This window comes from Shewanella sp. SM55 (assembly GCF_025654025.1).
Taxonomy (GTDB): Bacteria; Pseudomonadota; Gammaproteobacteria; order Enterobacterales; family Shewanellaceae; genus Shewanella; species Shewanella oncorhynchi.
This window is the reverse complement of the sequence record NZ_JAKKRS010000002.1, coordinates 358808-376336: the sequence shown is the minus strand read 5'-3', so window position 1 is coordinate 376336 and position 17529 is coordinate 358808. Positions and strand designations below refer to the sequence as shown.

General features: G+C 46.8%; 13 protein-coding genes and 7 tRNA genes. 12 read left to right on the top strand and 8 right to left on the bottom strand.

The features are described from left to right. Window positions 1–108: 108 nt before the first annotated feature. The 10 genes from alaS (at window position 109) to L5L91_RS04935 (ending at window position 5399) form a co-directional block, all read left to right on the top strand. Complete coding sequence (alaS, locus tag L5L91_RS04980) at window positions 109–2733, top strand: alanine--tRNA ligase (RefSeq protein WP_263162048.1); 2625 nt, start codon at window positions 109–111, stop codon at window positions 2731–2733. Window positions 2734–2742: 9 nt separating this feature from the next. Then, entirely contained in the window at window positions 2743–3999 is a 1257-nt protein-coding gene (locus L5L91_RS04975; RefSeq protein WP_006082603.1) for an aspartate kinase, read from the top strand. A gap of 118 nt (window positions 4000–4117) precedes the next feature. Then, window positions 4118–4315, top strand: coding sequence for a carbon storage regulator CsrA (gene csrA, locus L5L91_RS04970; RefSeq protein WP_006082602.1), 198 nt, complete (start codon window positions 4118–4120; stop codon window positions 4313–4315). A 205-nt stretch (window positions 4316–4520) separates the two neighbouring features. After that, a tRNA-Ser gene (locus L5L91_RS04965) sits at window positions 4521–4612 on the top strand. 22 nt (window positions 4613–4634) lie between these two features. After that, window positions 4635–4711, top strand: a tRNA-Arg gene (locus tag L5L91_RS04960). Between the two features lie 44 nt (window positions 4712–4755). Then, window positions 4756–4832 (top strand) — tRNA-Arg (locus L5L91_RS04955). A 49-nt stretch (window positions 4833–4881) separates the two neighbouring features. Continuing rightward, window positions 4882–4958, top strand: a tRNA-Arg gene (locus tag L5L91_RS04950). Between the two features lie 49 nt (window positions 4959–5007). Continuing rightward, window positions 5008–5084: transfer RNA gene (locus L5L91_RS04945), tRNA-Arg, on the top strand. 45 nt (window positions 5085–5129) lie between these two features. Further along, a tRNA-Ser gene (locus tag L5L91_RS04940) sits at window positions 5130–5221 on the top strand. 101 nt (window positions 5222–5322) lie between these two features. Further along, window positions 5323–5399 (top strand) — tRNA-Arg (locus L5L91_RS04935). A 604-nt stretch (window positions 5400–6003) separates the two neighbouring features. Here L5L91_RS04935 and L5L91_RS04930 read toward each other — a convergent pair. The 3 genes from L5L91_RS04930 to pepA all read right to left on the bottom strand — a co-directional run bounded on the left by L5L91_RS04930 (window position 6004) and on the right by pepA (window position 11256). After that, entirely contained in the window at window positions 6004–8880 is a 2877-nt protein-coding gene (locus L5L91_RS04930) for a valine--tRNA ligase (RefSeq protein WP_263162050.1), read from the bottom strand. A gap of 20 nt (window positions 8881–8900) precedes the next feature. Further along, window positions 8901–9404 (bottom strand): DNA polymerase III subunit chi, encoded by a 504-nt coding sequence (locus tag L5L91_RS04925; RefSeq protein WP_263140268.1) that lies wholly within the window; start codon window positions 9402–9404, stop codon window positions 8901–8903. 343 nt (window positions 9405–9747) lie between these two features. After that, window positions 9748–11256 carry a leucyl aminopeptidase gene (pepA, locus tag L5L91_RS04920; RefSeq protein ID WP_006082597.1) on the bottom strand — a complete coding sequence of 503 codons (1509 nt, stop codon included), beginning with the start codon at window positions 11254–11256 and terminating at the stop codon, window positions 9748–9750. Window positions 11257–11499: 243 nt separating this feature from the next. On the opposite strand from pepA, the gene lptF reads away from it, so the two are divergent. Beyond that, window positions 11500–12612 carry an LPS export ABC transporter permease LptF gene (gene lptF / locus L5L91_RS04915; RefSeq protein WP_113939369.1) on the top strand — a complete coding sequence of 371 codons (1113 nt, stop codon included), beginning with the start codon at window positions 11500–11502 and terminating at the stop codon, window positions 12610–12612. Next, window positions 12609–13667 carry an LPS export ABC transporter permease LptG gene (gene lptG / locus L5L91_RS04910; protein WP_105251819.1) on the top strand — a complete coding sequence of 353 codons (1059 nt, stop codon included), beginning with the start codon at window positions 12609–12611 and terminating at the stop codon, window positions 13665–13667. The genes lptF and lptG overlap by 4 nt, the downstream gene beginning before the upstream one ends. Window positions 13668–13774: 107 nt before the next feature. Here the strand turns inward: lptG and L5L91_RS04905 are convergent, their stop codons facing one another. From L5L91_RS04905 to L5L91_RS04885, 5 genes are all read right to left on the bottom strand, one after another. Continuing rightward, a complete protein-coding gene (locus L5L91_RS04905; RefSeq protein WP_131523600.1) occupies window positions 13775–14284 on the bottom strand; it encodes an RDD family protein in 510 nt (169 codons plus the stop codon). Window positions 14285–14343: 59 nt separating this feature from the next. Continuing rightward, complete coding sequence (locus tag L5L91_RS04900; protein ID WP_006082593.1) at window positions 14344–14601, bottom strand: DUF2960 domain-containing protein; 258 nt, start codon at window positions 14599–14601, stop codon at window positions 14344–14346. A gap of 29 nt (window positions 14602–14630) precedes the next feature. Then, window positions 14631–14981, bottom strand: a complete 351-nt coding sequence (locus tag L5L91_RS04895) for a DMT family protein (protein ID WP_006082592.1) — start codon at window positions 14979–14981, stop codon at window positions 14631–14633. Beyond that, the gene (locus L5L91_RS04890) at window positions 14978–15475 is read right to left on the bottom strand and encodes a GNAT family N-acetyltransferase (RefSeq protein ID WP_113939489.1); all 498 of its coding nucleotides are present in this window, start codon (window positions 15473–15475) and stop codon (window positions 14978–14980) included. The genes L5L91_RS04895 and L5L91_RS04890 overlap by 4 nt, the downstream gene beginning before the upstream one ends. A gap of 443 nt (window positions 15476–15918) precedes the next feature. Continuing rightward, the gene (locus tag L5L91_RS04885; protein ID WP_263162056.1) at window positions 15919–17424 is read right to left on the bottom strand and encodes a carboxypeptidase M32; all 1506 of its coding nucleotides are present in this window, start codon (window positions 17422–17424) and stop codon (window positions 15919–15921) included. Window positions 17425–17529 lie beyond the last annotated feature (105 nt).

Here is a 17529-nt window from a genome sequence, read left to right as displayed (position 1 = left end):
CAATCAAGACTGGTCGTCCTTCCTTAGTCTGCTTATAATGCTGGGCAAATAGAAATACGGCTAGCCTAAGGCGTAGCTGGTAATGCTTACCCAATTCAGGATGATTTCATGTATCAAACTACAGCAGAGCTCAGAAGCGCTTTCCTCGAATTTTTCCGCAGCAATGGTCATCAAGTTGTGGACAGTAGTTCATTAGTGCCAGGCAACGATCCCACACTTTTATTTACCAATGCAGGCATGAACCAGTTCAAGGACGTGTTTCTTGGCATGGACAAACGCAATTATACGCGTGCGACCACTGCTCAACGTTGTGTACGCGCCGGTGGTAAACATAACGATTTGGATAACGTTGGCTACACAGCACGTCATCACACCTTTTTCGAAATGCTAGGTAACTTCAGTTTTGGAGATTATTTCAAAGAAGAAGCGATTCGTTTGGGTTGGACTTTTTTAACTGAAACGTTAAAGCTGCCGAAGGAACGTCTGTGCGTCACTATTTATCAGACAGATGATGAAGCCTTTGAAATCTGGAATAAAAAAATTGGTGTCGCTGCCGAGAACATCATACGTATCGGTGACAATAAAGGTGCTGCCTTTGCGTCAGATAACTTCTGGCAAATGGGTGATACCGGTCCTTGTGGTCCATGTACTGAGATTTTTTATGACCATGGTGATCATATTTGGGGCGGACGTCCAGGCAGTCCTGAAGAAGATGGCGACCGTTTCATCGAAATCTGGAACATCGTTTTCATGCAGTACAACCGTCAAGCATCGGGTGAAATGTTACCTTTGCCTAAGCCCTCGGTTGATACAGGCATGGGGATTGAGCGTATTGCTGCGATTATGCAGGGCGTACATTCTAACTACGAAATCGATATTTTCCGTACTTTGATTGCTAAAGCCGCAGAGGTCATTGGTGTTAGTGACTTATCTGAAAAGTCGCTGCGAGTCATTGCCGATCATATCCGTTCATGTGCATTTTTAATTGCCGATGGCGTTATGCCGTCGAACGAAGGCCGTGGTTATGTGCTGCGCCGTATTATTCGCCGCGCAGTTCGCCATGGTAACAAGTTAGGTGCGACCGAAGCTTTCTTCTACAAGCTGGTTCCGTCTTTGATTGCGGTGATGGGCGATGCAGCAAAAGGGTTAGCTGAGACTCAAGCGATTGTTGAAAAAGCACTGAAAGCGGAAGAAGAGCAATTTGCTCGTACGCTTGAACGTGGTTTAGGCATTTTAGATACTGCCTTAAACGAGTTGAAAGGTGACACCTTAGACGGTGAAACCGTATTTAAGCTGTATGACACCTATGGCTTCCCAATGGATTTGACCGCTGATGTCTGCCGTGAGCGCAACATCATTGTCGATGAAGCAGGTTTTGAAGTCGCCATGGCTGAGCAACGTAGCCGCGCACAAGCTGCCGGTAACTTTGGTGCAGATTATAACGCTGCGCTGAAAATTGATGCTGAAACTGCATTTAGTGGTTACACCGAATTAGCGGGTCAAGCTAAGGTCACCGCGATTTATCAAAATGGTGAGTCAGTGACGGCGATCAAAGCGGGTGATGAAGCCGTTGTCGTGCTCGATGTAACCCCTTTCTACGCGGAATCTGGCGGTCAAGTAGGCGATAAGGGCCAATTGGTTGCGAACGGTATTGAGTTTACGGTAAACGATACGCAAAAGTATGGTCAAGCAACGGGCCATCAAGGTGTTTTGGCTACTGGTAGCTTGAGTGTTGGCCAAGTTGTTGAAGCGAAAGTGGACAAAAAACTGCGTCACCGTACTCAGTTAAACCATTCTGTTACGCATTTACTGCATGCCGCACTGCGTCAAGTGCTCGGTACTCATGTTTCGCAAAAAGGTTCTTTGGTTGATCCTGAGCGTTTACGTTTTGACTTCTCCCATTTCGAAGGTGTAAAAGCTGCTGAATTAAAAGAAGTTGAAGAATTAGTTAACACTCAAATTCGTCGTAACCATGAGCTAAAAACCGCTGAAATGGGCATAGATGAAGCTAAAGAGAAAGGCGCTATGGCACTCTTTGGTGAGAAATATGATTCACAAGTGCGTGTTGTGACTATGGGCGATTTCTCTATCGAATTGTGTGGCGGTACACATGTCGGTCGCACTGGCGATATCGGCTTATTTAAAATCACCTCTGAAGCGGGTATTGCAGCGGGTGTACGTCGCATCGAAGCCGTGACTGGTGCTGCAGCTATGGCTTATGTGGCGCAGCAACAAGCTGAACTGGAAGAAGCTGCAGCCTTATTGAAAGGCGATGCCAACTCAGTGGTGGCTAAGTTAAAAGCGCAGCTCGATAAGATGAAGCAACTCGAAAAAGAAATGGCGCAGCTGAAAGATAAGCTCGCGGCGGCAGCGAGTGCAGACTTAGTGGGCGATGCCGTTGTAGTTAATGGTGTTAACGTACTGATCAAAAAATTAGACGGCGTTGAGGCAAGTTCACTACGCGGCTTGCAAGATGAATTAAAACAGAAATTGAAATCGGCCATTATCGTGCTTGGCACTGCGCAGGAAGGGAAAGTTAACCTGATCGCGGGTGTGAGTAACGATCTGATCGGTAAAGTCAAAGCGGGTGAGCTCGTCGCTATGGTCGCTGCACAAGTGGGCGGTAAAGGCGGTGGTCGTCCTGATATGGCTCAAGCGGGCGGTAGCCAGCCAGAAAATCTGGATGCGGCATTGGCTCAAGTATTACCTTGGATTACTGAGCGTCTAGCTTAAGAGGTTGCTGTGCCCCAAAAACGAAAGCTTAGTGGTAGCAAGCTTTTTGTGAAAAAGTTCGGCGGCACTTCGGTGGGTTCTATTGAACGTATCGAAGCGGTCGCTGAGCAGATTACAAAGTCAGCTCACAATGGTGAGCAGCAAGTCTTAGTTTTATCCGCGATGGCGGGTGAGACGAATCGCCTGTTTGCACTTGCAGCACAAATTAATCCGCGCGCCTCGGCGCGCGAGTTAGACATGCTAGTATCGACGGGTGAGCAAGTGAGTATTGCTTTGATGTCGATGGCGCTACAACGTCGCGGCATAAAAGCAAAATCCCTTACGGGCGATCAAGTGCAAATTCATACAAATAGTCAATTTGGCCGCGCCAGCATTGAGCGAGTTGATACTGAATATTTGCAGTCTTTGCTTGCCGATGGTGTTGTGCCGATCGTTGCAGGGTTTCAGGGCATCGATCCTCAAGGCGAAGTGACCACCTTAGGACGCGGTGGTTCAGATACCACTGCAGTAGCCTTAGCGGCAGCGTTAGAAGCCGATGAATGCCAGATTTTTACCGATGTGGCTGGGGTATTTACCACAGATCCGAATATTGATAGCAGTGCACGTCGCCTCGATGTGATTGGGTTTGATGTGATGCTCGAAATGGCAAAGCTCGGCGCTAAAGTATTGCATCCCGATTCTGTTGAATACGCCGAGCGTTTTCGCGTACCGCTGCGAGTATTGTCGAGCTTTGAAGCTGGGCAGGGGACGTTAATCCAGTTTGGCGACGAGTCGGAATTAACGATTGCCTCGTTAGTGCAAGGTATCGCGATTAATAAGGCACTGGCAACGCTGACGATTGAAGGGCTGTTTACCACCAGTGAACGCTATCAAGCGTTGTTAGGCTGCTTAACTCGATTGGAAATCGATGTGGAATTTATTTCTCCATTGAGGATCCATGAGGATGATCCTTCGGGTCGCGTCAGTTTTATGCTCGCTGAGGCTAAGGTCGATACTCTACTTAATGAGCTCGAAGGCTTAAGTGAAAGCCTCGCACTCGGGCCATTGATTATCGAACGTCAACGTGCAAAAGTATCTTTAGTTGGCAAAGGTTTACAGGCAAAAATGGGATTATTGACTAAGATGTTAGAAGTCTTGGGTAATGAAACTATTCATGCTAAGTTACTCACGACGTCAGAGAGTAAATTATCAACCGTTATCGATGAAAGGGACTTACACAAGGCGGTTCGGGCGTTACATCACGCTTTCGAGCTAAATAAGGTGTAATTAAATAACCGTTTGAGTATTGAATACTATTAATTTGTACTAAGCTGACCTTATAATAAGCCCATCTACCGGATGAGTGCCGTGTGTAAGCTGAATTAAGAAATAAAGGAGCTATCGAATGCTGATTTTGACTCGTCGTGTTGGCGAAACACTGATGATTGGTGATGAAGTCACAGTTACAGTGCTAGGGGTAAAAGGCAATCAAGTGCGTATTGGTGTGAATGCACCAAAAGAGGTTTCTGTTCATCGCGAAGAAATCTACCAACGCATTCAATCTGAAAAATCAGGTACACCATCGGAAGGTGGTAACTTTTAGTACCTTGTTTTGGCAAGCGTACTACGGCAACAGAAGAGTCAGTTTTTTAACTGGCTTTTTTATTTTTCAGACCGAAAGATTGGCGTAAATCAATACATTGGCTTGATATAACAGCAATGTGATTAAAAACAGTTCAAATGGAATCTGTTTCGGAAAAAGGGTTTGACTTATTTTCGTCAAACAGTAATATGTGCGCCAAGAAAACGGAGAGGTGGCCGAGTGGCCGAAGGCGCTCCCCTGCTAAGGGAGTATGGGCTTTAACTCCCATCGAGGGTTCGAATCCCTCCTTCTCCGCCATTTCTTAAAGATAGAAAACAGTGCGCGTGTAGCTCAGCTGGATAGAGTACCTGGCTACGAACCAGGCGGTCGGAGGTTCGACTCCTTCCACGCGCACCATTTTTTATTAGTGTTTGATGTAAAAGTAAATTTAGATACAAGTCGCGCGTGTAGCTCAGCTGGATAGAGTACCTGGCTACGAACCAGGCGGTCGGAGGTTCGACTCCTTCCACGCGCACCAATTTAAATTAATATGATTTAAATCGTATTAATGTTTTACCGTTTAACATGCGCGTGTAGCTCAGCTGGATAGAGTACCTGGCTACGAACCAGGCGGTCGGAGGTTCGACTCCTTCCACGCGCACCAATTTAAATTAATATGATTTAGGTCGTATTAGTGTTTTACCGTTTAACATGCGCGTGTAGCTCAGCTGGATAGAGTACCTGGCTACGAACCAGGCGGTCGGAGGTTCGACTCCTTCCACGCGCACCAATATAGTTAACGAGATACGTCTTGTTGATTTAAAGCGTTAAACGCGGAGAGGTGGCCGAGTGGCCGAAGGCGCTCCCCTGCTAAGGGAGTATGGGCTTTAACTCCCATCGAGGGTTCGAATCCCTCCTTCTCCGCCATTCTATTCTTTTAGTCGAGAAGAATAGAATAAATTTGCTAGATAAAAGTGCTTATCCTAGACTCAATCTTAATTGAATCTTAGAAGTACAAAAACGAGTTTGCGCGTGTAGCTCAGCTGGATAGAGTACCTGGCTACGAACCAGGCGGTCGGAGGTTCGACTCCTTCCACGCGCACCATATAGATAAGCCCTGCAAGCAATTGCAGGGCTTTTTTATTTTTTAATCTGTAATGGTTTAACTCATTATATTTTTACCCGCTTAGGTTTAACCTTAACTTTGCATCATCATCTTTTGCTTTACCTTAGCTATCTTCGGTGTCGCTATCTTTAGCCATTTCGTTTTAAACACTTCTCTTTCTTAGGTTCAACTCACTGAAGAATCTGCTTTTGCCTGTGTTGAGAGTCTATGACGACATTGGATACCCATGTCAGTCTCTCAGTGCTGTCTCTAGAGGTATTAGCTGTTCTTTAGTCTATATAGTGGTGTTTACTTATGTCGACAGTGATCGGCTACGTGTGAGCTCATGAGCGATAGATCACGGGGAATGATGAGGATGAATGATGAGGATGAATGGTGAGGTGGTTTCAATACTGTGCCGTAGGTTAAATGGCAGTGTTTAGAATTGACTCGGGTTCAATGCGGCATCTGGCCCAAGAGCGTAGATTAAGGCTCATAATTGCTCATAGATTGCAGCGATCTAGATACAAGAAGGGCAGCCAAGTGGCTGCCCTTCATTCAGTTAGAACCAATCATAACAAGTGAATCAGAGTAAATGAGAAGCTTAAGCTTCTAACTTAGCGAACTCAGATTTTTGCTCGTTGAGCTTGTCCATATCACGCTTGAGATCGGCCATCTTGGTGCGCTCTTTGTCGATAACGTCGGCAGGGGCTTTTGCCACGAAACCTTGGTTCGACAATTTGCCTTCGATGCGAGCGATCTCTTGGCCGAGCTTTTCAAGCTGTTTGTCGATACGGGCCATTTCGGCGGCGACATCGATTAAGCCTGCCATAGGGATCAGCAGCTCCATTTCGCCAATCAAACCTGTAGTCGACATAGGCGCAGTTTCGCCATCGGCTAAAATAGTCATGCTTTCTAAGCGGGCAAGCGTAGTGAAGAAGGTTTGGTTTGCTTCTACACGGGCTTTATCCTGCGCGCTAACACCACGAAGTAGGGCATTTAGCGGCTTAGATGGGGCAATGTTCAGTTCGGCGCGAATGTTACGAACTGCGACAATCACTTGCTTAACCCATTCTAAATCGGCCATTGCTGCGCTATCGACTTTAGCGGCATCAAATGTTGGGAACGGTGCCAGCATGATGGTATCACCAGCGACACCAGCTAACGGTTTAACGCGCTGCCAGATGGTTTCAGTGATATACGGCATCATAGGATGCATCAGGCGTTGCATCGCTTCGAGCACTGTCACTAAGGTGTGACGGGTGCCGCGCATTTGCGTTTCGCTGCCGTTTTGCAATACCGGTTTGGTTAACTCTAAGTACCAGTCACAGAACTGGTTCCAAGTGAACTCATACAGGGTATTGGCCGCTAAGTCGAAACGGTAGGCTGCCATGTGATCGTCAAAGGTCTTAACGGTTTGATTGAACAAGCCGATAATCCAGCGGTCGGCTAACGACAGCTCCATCTCGCCACCTTTGTGCTCTGGTGAGCCAGGGCCGCAATCTTGATCTTCTGTGTTCATCAGCACGTAGCGTGAGGCGTTCCACAACTTGTTACAGAAGCTACGGTAACCGTCTAAGCGCTTCATATCCCAGTTGATGTCACGACCCGTTGATGCCATGGCCGCAAGCGTAAAGCGCAGTGCATCTGTGCCGTGGGCTTCGATACCGTCGGCAAACTCTTTGCGAGTGCTCTTTTCAATCTTGGCGGCCAGTTGTGGCTGCATCATATTACCGGTACGTTTTTCAACTAAATCTTCAAGGCAGATACCGTCGATCATGTCTAATGGATCGAGTACGTTGCCCTTAGATTTTGACATCTTGTTACCCGCTTCATCGCGGATAAGACCGGTTACGTAGACGGTTTTGAACGGGACTTGTGGTTTACCGTCTTCATCTTTGATGAAGTGCATGGTCATCATGATCATACGGGCAACCCAGAAGAAGATGATGTCAAAACCTGTCACCAACACGTCGGTTGGGTGGAAGGTTTTTAAATCTTCTAAATTGTCAGGCCAACCTAAGGTTGAGAAGGTCCACAGGGCTGAGCTGAACCAAGTGTCCAGTACGTCTTCGTCTTGGCGTAATGTCATTGAGTCGGCAATATTGTGCTTAGCACGTACCTCGGCTTCGTTGCGGCCGACATAGACTTTGCCGTTTTCGTCGTACCAAGCTGGGATGCGGTGACCCCACCACAATTGGCGCGAAATACACCAGTCTTGAATGTCGCGCATCCACGAGAAGTACATGTTCTCATATTGCTGTGGTACAAATTTAATGCTGCCATTTTCAACGGCTTCGATAGCGGTTTTCGCCATTGGCGCAACAGCTACATACCATTGGTCGGTCAGCATCGGCTCGATAACCACACCGGAGCGATCACCGTAAGGCACTTTCAAGGCGTGAGGCGCGATTTTTTCGAGCAGCCCTAAAGTGTCAAATTCAGCGACGATAGCATCGCGGGCTTTAAAACGGTCAAGTCCGGCAAAGCGTTCAGGCAGGCTGCCATCGAGCGTTTTGTTAAAGGTACCGTCAGAGTTCACCACTTCGGCGCTTGCACGAATGGCGGCATCTAAGGTCAGCACGTTGAACATGGGTAGGTTGTGACGTTTACCGACTTCATAGTCGTTAAAGTCATGGGCCGGGGTGATCTTCACGCAACCTGTACCAAAGGACATGTCGACGTAATCGTCGGCCACGATAGGAATGCGGCGGTTAACAATCGGCAACAGAATAAACTTACCGACCAGCGCTTGATAGCGTTCATCATCGGGATGCACTGCAACCGCACTGTCGCCGAGCATGGTTTCTGGGCGCGTGGTAGCGACTTCTAAATAGTCTTTACCATCGGCCGTCAGTTCACCGTCGGCCAGTGGATAACGCAGGTGCCACATATGGCCCTGTTTTTCTTTGCTTTCCACTTCTAAATCAGAGATAGCCGTGTGCAGCTTTGGATCCCAGTTGACCAAACGCTTACCGCGATAAATCAACTCGTCTTCGTACAGACGTACAAACACTTCTTGCACGGCCTTGGACAAGCCTTCGTCCATAGTGAAACGCTCGCGGTCCCAATCAACAGAAGCGCCCATACGACGTAGCTGCTTAGTGATAGTGCCGCCCGATTGCGCTTTCCATTCCCACACTTTATCCATAAAGGCATCGCGACCTAGGTCATGGCGATTTTTGCCTTCTTCGGCTTCAAGCTTACGCTCAACCAACATTTGGGTGGCGATACCCGCATGGTCAGTACCGACTTGCCATAGGGTATTTTTGCCTTTCATCCGTTGGTAACGGGTTAAGGTATCCATAATGGTGTCTTGGAAGGCGTGGCCCATGTGCAAGCTGCCCGTCACGTTAGGTGGCGGGATCATAATGCAATAATTGCCTTTGGATTCATCGCCGTGTGGCTTGAAGTAACCTTGCTCTTCCCAGTTTTGGTAAAGCGTTTGCTCGATGGACTGCGGATCGTATGTTTTTTCCATGGGAACGTGTCTGTCTCAAACTAATTAAGTGGATGTGTTGCTAAGTCTTGGGTCTGTAAATTGACCCCTAAGCCGCGATACTGTCGATAACGTTCGCGAGCGACCGCTTTATGCTGATCGTCATTGGCAACAAAATCGATAATGTGGCCAAAGTTTACCGCAAATGGGGGCGCTTGGTCTGCAAGATTAATCAGAACTTGGCGACTTTTGTTGGCGCCGAGGCGATCAAAACCGATTTCAACCGGCGATCCCGTCATCGGGCCTTCACCTTTGAGGTTATGGGGTACAAAGGCACTTGGCTCAAACTGCCATAAAAGTTCATCAATTGCATGGGCTTGCTGTTTATCTTGGCAATGGATATAGACCCATTGTTGCTTCACAAAAGCCTGCTGCGCCAGTTGGCATGCCAGAAGATGCATCTCGCAAAGTGCAGGGTTCGCATTCGCGGTTGCAACAGGGGAATCAGCCTTGGTTTTGGCAGGCGATGCCACTGGCGGCATAAGATAAAACAGCACTTGAGTCATGATTTCAATGCCTTGCTTCACTTGTTTTAGTGGCGAACGAGAGCAGCAGTTTACACTAAAAGTCAGTATGGGTTAATGCTTAGGGCAAACCTTACGGTGAGGTTTTATCTATCACTGTCTGGCGGGACTTAATGGGATGCTTTAAAACCGTTGGAGATGAAGAGGGTAGAACTATAACTCTTTGAAAAATGATTCTAAAACCATTAGTTGTTCAGTTTTTTTATTTTCTTAATTTATTCAGGAAATCGATTTTCTGATTAAATTAAGAAAATAAAAAAGGCGAAGATTTTCATCTTCGCCTTTCATTTATCGAGCCTTTAACACACTAAGGCCGGATAGTTGGTTATTCGCCGAGTTCGACGCCAGCACGATTGATCAGGAACTGAGTCAATAGTGGCACTGGACGGCCCGTAGAACCTTTGTTAGCACCGCTATTCCAAGCTGTGCCTGCAACGTCTAAGTGAGCCCAGTTGTACTTTTTAGCAAAGCGCGAAAGGAAACATGCTGCTGTGATAGCTCCAGCAGGACGGCCACCTAAGTTGGTCATGTCAGCAAATGGGCTGTCGAGCATATCTTGATACTCATCCCACAATGGCATGCGCCATGCGCGGTCACCACTTTGCTCACCGGCACTTAATAGCTCGTGTGCCAGAGGGTTATGGGATGAGAACAGACCCGATGCGTGTTTACCAAGGGCAATCACACACGCACCAGTCAGGGTTGCAGTATCGATAACTAATTCAGGATCGAAACGCTCAACATAGGTTAATACGTCACATAGGACTAGACGGCCTTCCGCATCGGTATTTAACACTTCAACGGTTTGACCTGACATAGTGGTCAGAATGTCACCTGGACGGTAAGCATTACCCGATGGCATGTTTTCACAGCCAGCCAGAATACCCACAACGTTGATAGGTAACTTCATATCACAGATGGCTTTCATGGTGCCGATAACACCTGCTGCGCCGCCCATGTCGTACTTCATTTCGTCCATGGCTTCGCCAGGCTTCAATGAAATACCACCCGAGTCGAAGGTTAACCCTTTACCGACTAATACGATGGGTTTTTCTGTGCTATCGACAGCGCCCTTGTATTCCATCACAGTCATGATGGATTCATTGGCACTGGCGCGACCGACTGCAAGGTATGAGTTCATGCCCAGTTTGGCCATTTGCTCTTCACCGATAGTGGTGACATGCAGAGTGTCGTGTATTTCAGCCATTTGGCGAGCTTGAGAAGCTAAATAGGCTGGATTACAGATGTTCGGTGGCATGTTTGCTACATCGCGACATAAATGCATGCCAGCAGATACTGCCATACCATGCTCGATGGCGCGCTCACCTAAGGTTAATTCACGGCGAGTCGGGACATTGAATACTAATTTACGCAGTGGACGGCGAGTTTCACCTTTGCGGGTCTTCAGGGCATCAAAGCTATAAAGACTGCTATTAGTGGTTTCAACCGCTTGACGTACTTTCCAATACGTATCGCGTCCTTTCACGTGCAGTTCAGTTAAGAAGCAAACGGCTTCCATTGAACCCGTTTCGTTAAGGGTGTTGATTGTCTTAGTGATGATTTGTTTGTATTGGCGTTCGTCTAATTCTCGTTCTTTGCCACAACCTACTAATAATACACGTTCACTCAATACGTTAGGAACATGGTGCAGCAATAACATCTGGCCAGGTTTACCTTCCAGATCGCCGCGACGCAGTAGGTTACTGATATAACCTTCGCTAATTTTATCTAATTGCTCCGCGATACCCGACAGACGACGGGGTTCATAAACACCGACCACGATACAGGCTGAGCGTTGTTTTTCGGGGCTACCGCTCTTTACGCTAAACTCCATGAGCACTCCTAGATTCTTAAAGACAAATTTTTATATTTATTGGATAATGTCTGCTTGTCCCGAAAAGGGCCTAAGTTATTACTCCAAAGGTGATTTATTCTCGGCGCTTGAGTCACGCATTTCGTGACGTTAAGTTTACCAAGAACCCCTGAAGCTGGTCAGAAAACTATCAAAAGTAAACAGTTTACATGAAAGTTAGTCTGTTACCAGCAAAAAGATAAGTTTAGAGACCGGATCCTGCCTGTGATTGTATTTAAATACCTTATTCGAGAAGTTTTAAAGGCACAAATTGCGGTACTTTTAGTGCTGTTAACTATTTTTATTAGCCAGCATTTCGTGCGTATACTGGCCGATGCCTCCGACGGCGATTTTCCCGCCTCTTTAATCATGACTCTGATTGGGCTTAACTTGCCTTATCTGGTGATCTTAGTGCTGCCGCTAAGTTTGTTCTTGGGTATTTTACTGGCCCACGGCCGTATGTATTCCGAAAATGAAATGGTCATTCTCCACGGTGTTGGGGTTAGTGAGTGGTATGTCACCCGCGTGACGCTGATCCTCGCCGTGATCAATATGCTGTTTACTGGCTATTTATCCCTTTATGTTGCCCCCTGGGCAGAAGAACAGCAAAACCAAGTGCTCGAAAAAGCCCAGTCCGAAGCGGGTCTTGCTGCCTTAATCCAAGGGCGTTTTCAGGCGAGTCCCAATGGTCGCGCGGTATTATTTGTTGAGCGTATTGGTAAAGATAACGAGTTAGATAAAGTGTTTGTAGCCCAGTTGCCAGATCCTGATGATGAAACTGGCGTGACCAATGTCGTGGTGGCTAAAGGTGGACGAGTACAGGAAGATAGTTCAGGTGCTCAACAATTGAACTTGAATGACGGCGTGCGTTATCAAGGCAGCCCGAAGGCAAAGGACTACCAAATGATCGAATTTGGTGGTTATAAAATGCAAATTAAAGAGCAGCAAGTTGATGAGCGTCGCCGTAAGTTATCTGCACTGCCCGTTGATGAACTCGTGAAAATTGAAGGTGCTGAAGCCGCGGCTGAATTCCATTGGCGTCTTGCTATCCCACTCGCGATTCCAATTATGACACTGATTGCTGTGCCGTTAGCGCGGGTGAATGTGCGCCAAGGTAAGTTTGCTAAGATGTTCCCGGCAGTTCTTTTGTACCTTGGCTATTTTGGACTAATGGTCGCGGGACGTAAGGCATTGCAAGATGGGATTATTCCACTGTATTTAGGTATGTGGTGGATCCATGTTTCTGCGCTCTTGATGGGGTTATTCTTGCTCGGCAAAGATAGGCCTATTTTCAGTCGTATATCGTCCTTGTTTGCCAATAAGAAGGTGGCAGCATGAAGATATTAGACCTTTATATCGCCAGAATATTGTTAAGCACTTCAGCGCTTTGTTTGCTGGTGTTGACTGGTTTATCAGGGATTATCAAATGGGTTGATCAGCTGCGTTTAGTTGGCCGTGGCACCTACAGCATGATGGATGCTGGCATCTATGTTTTATTTTTAGTGCCACGGGATATTGAAATGTTTTTCCCTATGGCCGTCTTGCTAGGCGCTTTGATTGGTATGGGAATGTTGGCATCGAATTCCGAACTTGTGGTGATGCAAGCTTCTGGCATGTCACGTTTGCAGATCACTATGTCGGCGATGAAAACTGCTGTGCCTTTGATGTTATTGGTGATGGTTTTAGGGGAGTGGGGCGCACCGATTGCTGAGCAAAAAGCGAATGAGTTACAAGCTGTTAAACTCTCTGGCGGGAGTTTAATTAAGTCCCATCGTGGAATTTGGGCAAAGGATGGTGATTTGTTCGTTAATATTGGTGAAGTTGAAAACATCAATAAACTCAGCAATATCACGCTTTATAAATTCAATAGCGAACTTAAGCTCACCAACGTGGTTCACGCAGACCGAGCGGTATTTTCCCAAGATCGCTGGCGTTTATTTGACGTTAAACGTACTGATTTAAGCTATGAAAAAGTCGTGCTTGAGTATCTTGAAGAAGACCAATGGCAGTCGAGTTTAACGCCAGATAAGCTCAGTGTGGTTTCGATTAAACCCGAGGCGTTATCTATACGTGGTCTGGTCGGTTATCTTGATTACCTTAAAACTAACAGTCAAGATCCCAGCCGTTATGAGCTTGCTTTATGGCGCAAGGTGATGCAACCCGTGACGGTCGCAGTGATGATGTTAGTGGCACTGTCGTTTGTATTTGGTCCGCTGCGGACTGTGACTATGGGCGCGCGCGTATTACTTGGGGTCGTAGCAGGTTTTAGCTTTTATATCAGTAATGAGATTTTTGGCCCCATGAGTATAGTGTATGAGCTACCCGCTTATGTGGGGGCTGTTGCGCCAAGCTTGTTGTTTACTGGCGTTGCCTTCTACTTTATCCGGCGATGATACGTAGCTTATTACTCCTTACTCCGGATTCCGTCAATTAAAAATAGCCCATAAAAAACGACGCTGTTGCGTCGTTTTTTGTATTTCGGATTTACTTAAGAATAAACTTATGCCCCATGCCAGTTACGCATTTGGTTGGCTTCTTTAGACAGCACGACCACTTCTGAGCGAGTCATCATATCCTGCAGTGCGCGTTTATCATCATTGATTAAAATCCATAAATTGCCAATGCCGAGCAGTGACCAAATGATGCGAGCATAGGCAGTGATCAGGCTTAAGTTTTGGCCATTAGGATGTTGAATTTTAAGCCGCCAAGCGCGCATCCCTAAGGTTTGACCGCCCTTACTCCAGAATAATGCGTAGAAAGTGCCGACACACAAGGCAAGCCAGAGTTGATAAATTCCCTGATAAACCGGCGTGCCATTGAGTGCATCTGAGACATGTTCAAAGCCATTCATGCCAGCCAGTCCTGAAGCGGTGAGGCCGTAGAAAATCCCAAAGCCCATTGCGCCCGCAACCATATAGACGGCCACGGCTAACATCGAATCGTAAATTGCAGCGCCTAGGCGGCGGAAGAATCCTGCGCGGGGAAAGTTAGCATGTTCGGTATTGAGCATTACAGTGTCCTGTTATTGAAGTGCTTACAGCTAATACAAAAAACAATTAATACATTAGCCTAGGCTTCAGGTTCTTCATCTCTGACAAAGTGGATATTGCTAAAACCAAAGCGGGCAAACTCTACTTTCCTGAATTCTTTTTCAGCCTTGGCACCTTTACGAGATGTCATGGCGACTTGTTGTTCCATAGCCAAAAATTTGGTCAGATCTATGCCCTCGGCTTCGGCCACAGCTTCATATAAATCATGGTGTTTGTCGTAGCTAAAGGCGATAGTTTTAGTCTTACCTTTGAAGGTATAAGTGACTTGACGGGCCATGGGGGAGCTCTCCTGAAATAAGTCTGAAATTAATTAAATTCACTTCTAAAAATAAAATACACAGCACCTAAGATGCACAGTCCTGCCCACAGATAATCGAGCTTCAATGGTTCTTTCATATAGAAATAGGCAAAGGGGACAAACAAACTTAAGGTGATGACTTCTTGTAAAATTTTTAACTGGCCGACATTCATTACTGTGTAGCCGATACGGTTAGCAGGCACTTGCAGCAAGTATTCAAATAGGGCGATACCCCAGCTCACTAAGGCCGCAATAATCCAAGGTTTTGAGCCTAGCGTTTTCAAATGCCCGTACCAAGCAAAGGTCATAAAAATATTACTTAAGCAAAGTAAACCGATAGTGGTTAGGGTTGGATTCATTTTTCATCTCTATGATTAAATTTATAAATCATATACATAGCATCGTCAGTATAGCTGCCAAGGCATTTATCGATTGCCTTAGGTTTAAAACCCATTTTAAGCCAATAGCTGTCGGCACCTTGTACGGCTACGAGGGATAAGGAATTGAGATTATAGCGATCAGCCAGTAGTGTTAGGCGGGTCAGCGCCTTAGCGCCAGCGCCTAAACCTTGGGCTTTGGCTGAAATCGCAATATCGTGTAGGTATAAGGTATCAGCCTTGGGTAAATGGGTGATGGGCTGATATAGCGCGGGCGGCATATTGGCGGTCCATGGGTGAGCCAAGCAATAACCGACAACCGACTTATCCACTTCGAACACAAAACAGGACTGAGGTGATACCTGCCATTTACTTTGCAGTACGTGCAGTGGCTCAGGATCCAGTTGTGAGTAACACTCGTCTTGGATCGCTAAAATGGCATCCCAATCCTCTGGGGTGATTGCACGCAGTAACATGGCCGACATTTATCCTGTTTCAAGAGTCCTGTTGAAGGAACTCCGTGGAAAGAGTCCTGATTCAAATAAGCTCGGCATTATAACCTCAAGCAGCGTTAAAATGCAGGCTCCAGCGGTAATATAAAGCGCTTTAAAACCCGTATAAACTGAGCTTTCAGTGCTTGTATACCCAAACAACCTGAAGATGCAGGATTCAGCGGTAATTTAACGCACTTTAGGCAAGGCGGTTATTTGCAGACCTAGTGGGCTAAGTTAAAAATAACCAACGCAGCATAAAGTGCGTTAAAACCCGCCGGGACGGAGCGCCTAGGGCACTTCACTTCCGTGTTGCATCAATTCAAAAGGTGGCCGACATTCTGTCATTGATGCGCCTTGAATTGATGCACCCTAGGCGCTCTGAAACTCGACTCTTCAGGTAGCTTGGGTATAAGCATTAGCAGCGGTTAAATACCCAGATATCGTTGGCGCAGGTGACGCTCAAGATATTGACCATTTAGGGTTTCGCCCGTTGCTTGGCGTATCAGTTCATCGGTTGTGAGCAAAGATCCCTTAGACCAAATGTGTTCACTCAACCATTGGAATACAGAGTTCAACTTGCCTGCATCGATCAGGGTTTCAATTGGCCCTAAGGCTTTTTCCATCGCAAAACGGCATTGGGCGGCATACATGGCGCCTAAGGTATAGCTGGGAAAATACCCTAGTTCACCAACGGCCCAATGGATATCCTGCATGCAACCGTCTCGGTAGTTGCCATCGGTATTAATCCCCAGTAGTTGTTGCATCTGCGTCGACCAAAAATCAGGTAAATCATCTACGGTTAAGCTGCCGTCGATAAAGGCTTTTTCTGCCTCAAAGCGCAGTAAAATGTGGCAAGGATAGGTGACTTCATCAGCATCTACACGGATAAGTCCCGGCGCTACGCGGGTGTAATGCTGTGCTAATTCTTGGGCGCTAAAATGACAATGAAGATGTTGCGCAATTTTAGGCTGCAATTGGCGTAAAAATGCCGGATTTGCCCCGAGTTGCATTTCGCAGAATAGACTCTGGCTCTCGTGGATACCCATAGAACGCGCCAGTCCCGCAGGTTGTCCGCGCCACGCTTGAGGTAAACCTTGCTCGTATCTGGCATGGCCTGTTTCATGAACTATGCCCATGATTGCACTACTGAAATCAGCCTCATTGTAGCGAGTCGTTATCCGTACATCGCTTGGCACGCCGCCACAGAATGGATGGCTGCTGATATCCAGCCTACCGTGATTAAAGTCAAACCCCAGAAAATCCATTACGTCTCGGCCAAGGGCTTGCTGCGCGCTAACATCGAAGGGACCATTTAGCGTTAACTTAGGCTCGTTTGCCTGTTTAGCCAGCACTTCTTGGATGAGTGCCGGTAGCCAATCTTTCAGTCCGCCAAAGGTTTGCTCCAGCTTTGCCGAGGTCATTCCCGGCTCAAATTTATTGAGCAGGGCATCATAGGGGGAAATATTCTGGGCTTCGCCGCGGATCTGCGCTTCTTCCTTAGCAAGTGCAATTACGGCTTTAAGGTTTGGTTTAAAGCCTTGCCAGTCATTATTTTTACGTTGTTCACGCCACGCATTCTCACATTGATAGGCCATTTTAGTTTTGGCTTGCACGAGATCGCCGGGCACTAAATTTGCCTGTTGATATTGGTACTGCATTTCCCGCAGGTTAGCTTGTTGTTCCGTTGTGAGAGATTCGTCCGTCGCGCCGTGTAAGTGTTCAGCTAATATGGTTGAGGTTTTGAGTGTGTGGATATGTCGCGCCAGTTCAGCCATTGCATCGCCGCGATCGCTATTACCGCCCATAGGCATCATGGCTGCTTGATCCCAGTCACCAAGAGCGCTGAAATGTTCAAAGTGAGAAATTTTTTGAAAATGTGCTGTCAGTTTATCGTAACTTGGTGTTGGTACTTTGCTCTTGGGTGAGTCCATGGAATTTCCCTTCTGGCGCATCAAATTCTGCGCGAATAAATAACAATAACAGGATGATAATACAATGACGTCAACAGTATACTCAAACAACCTGAAGATGCAGGA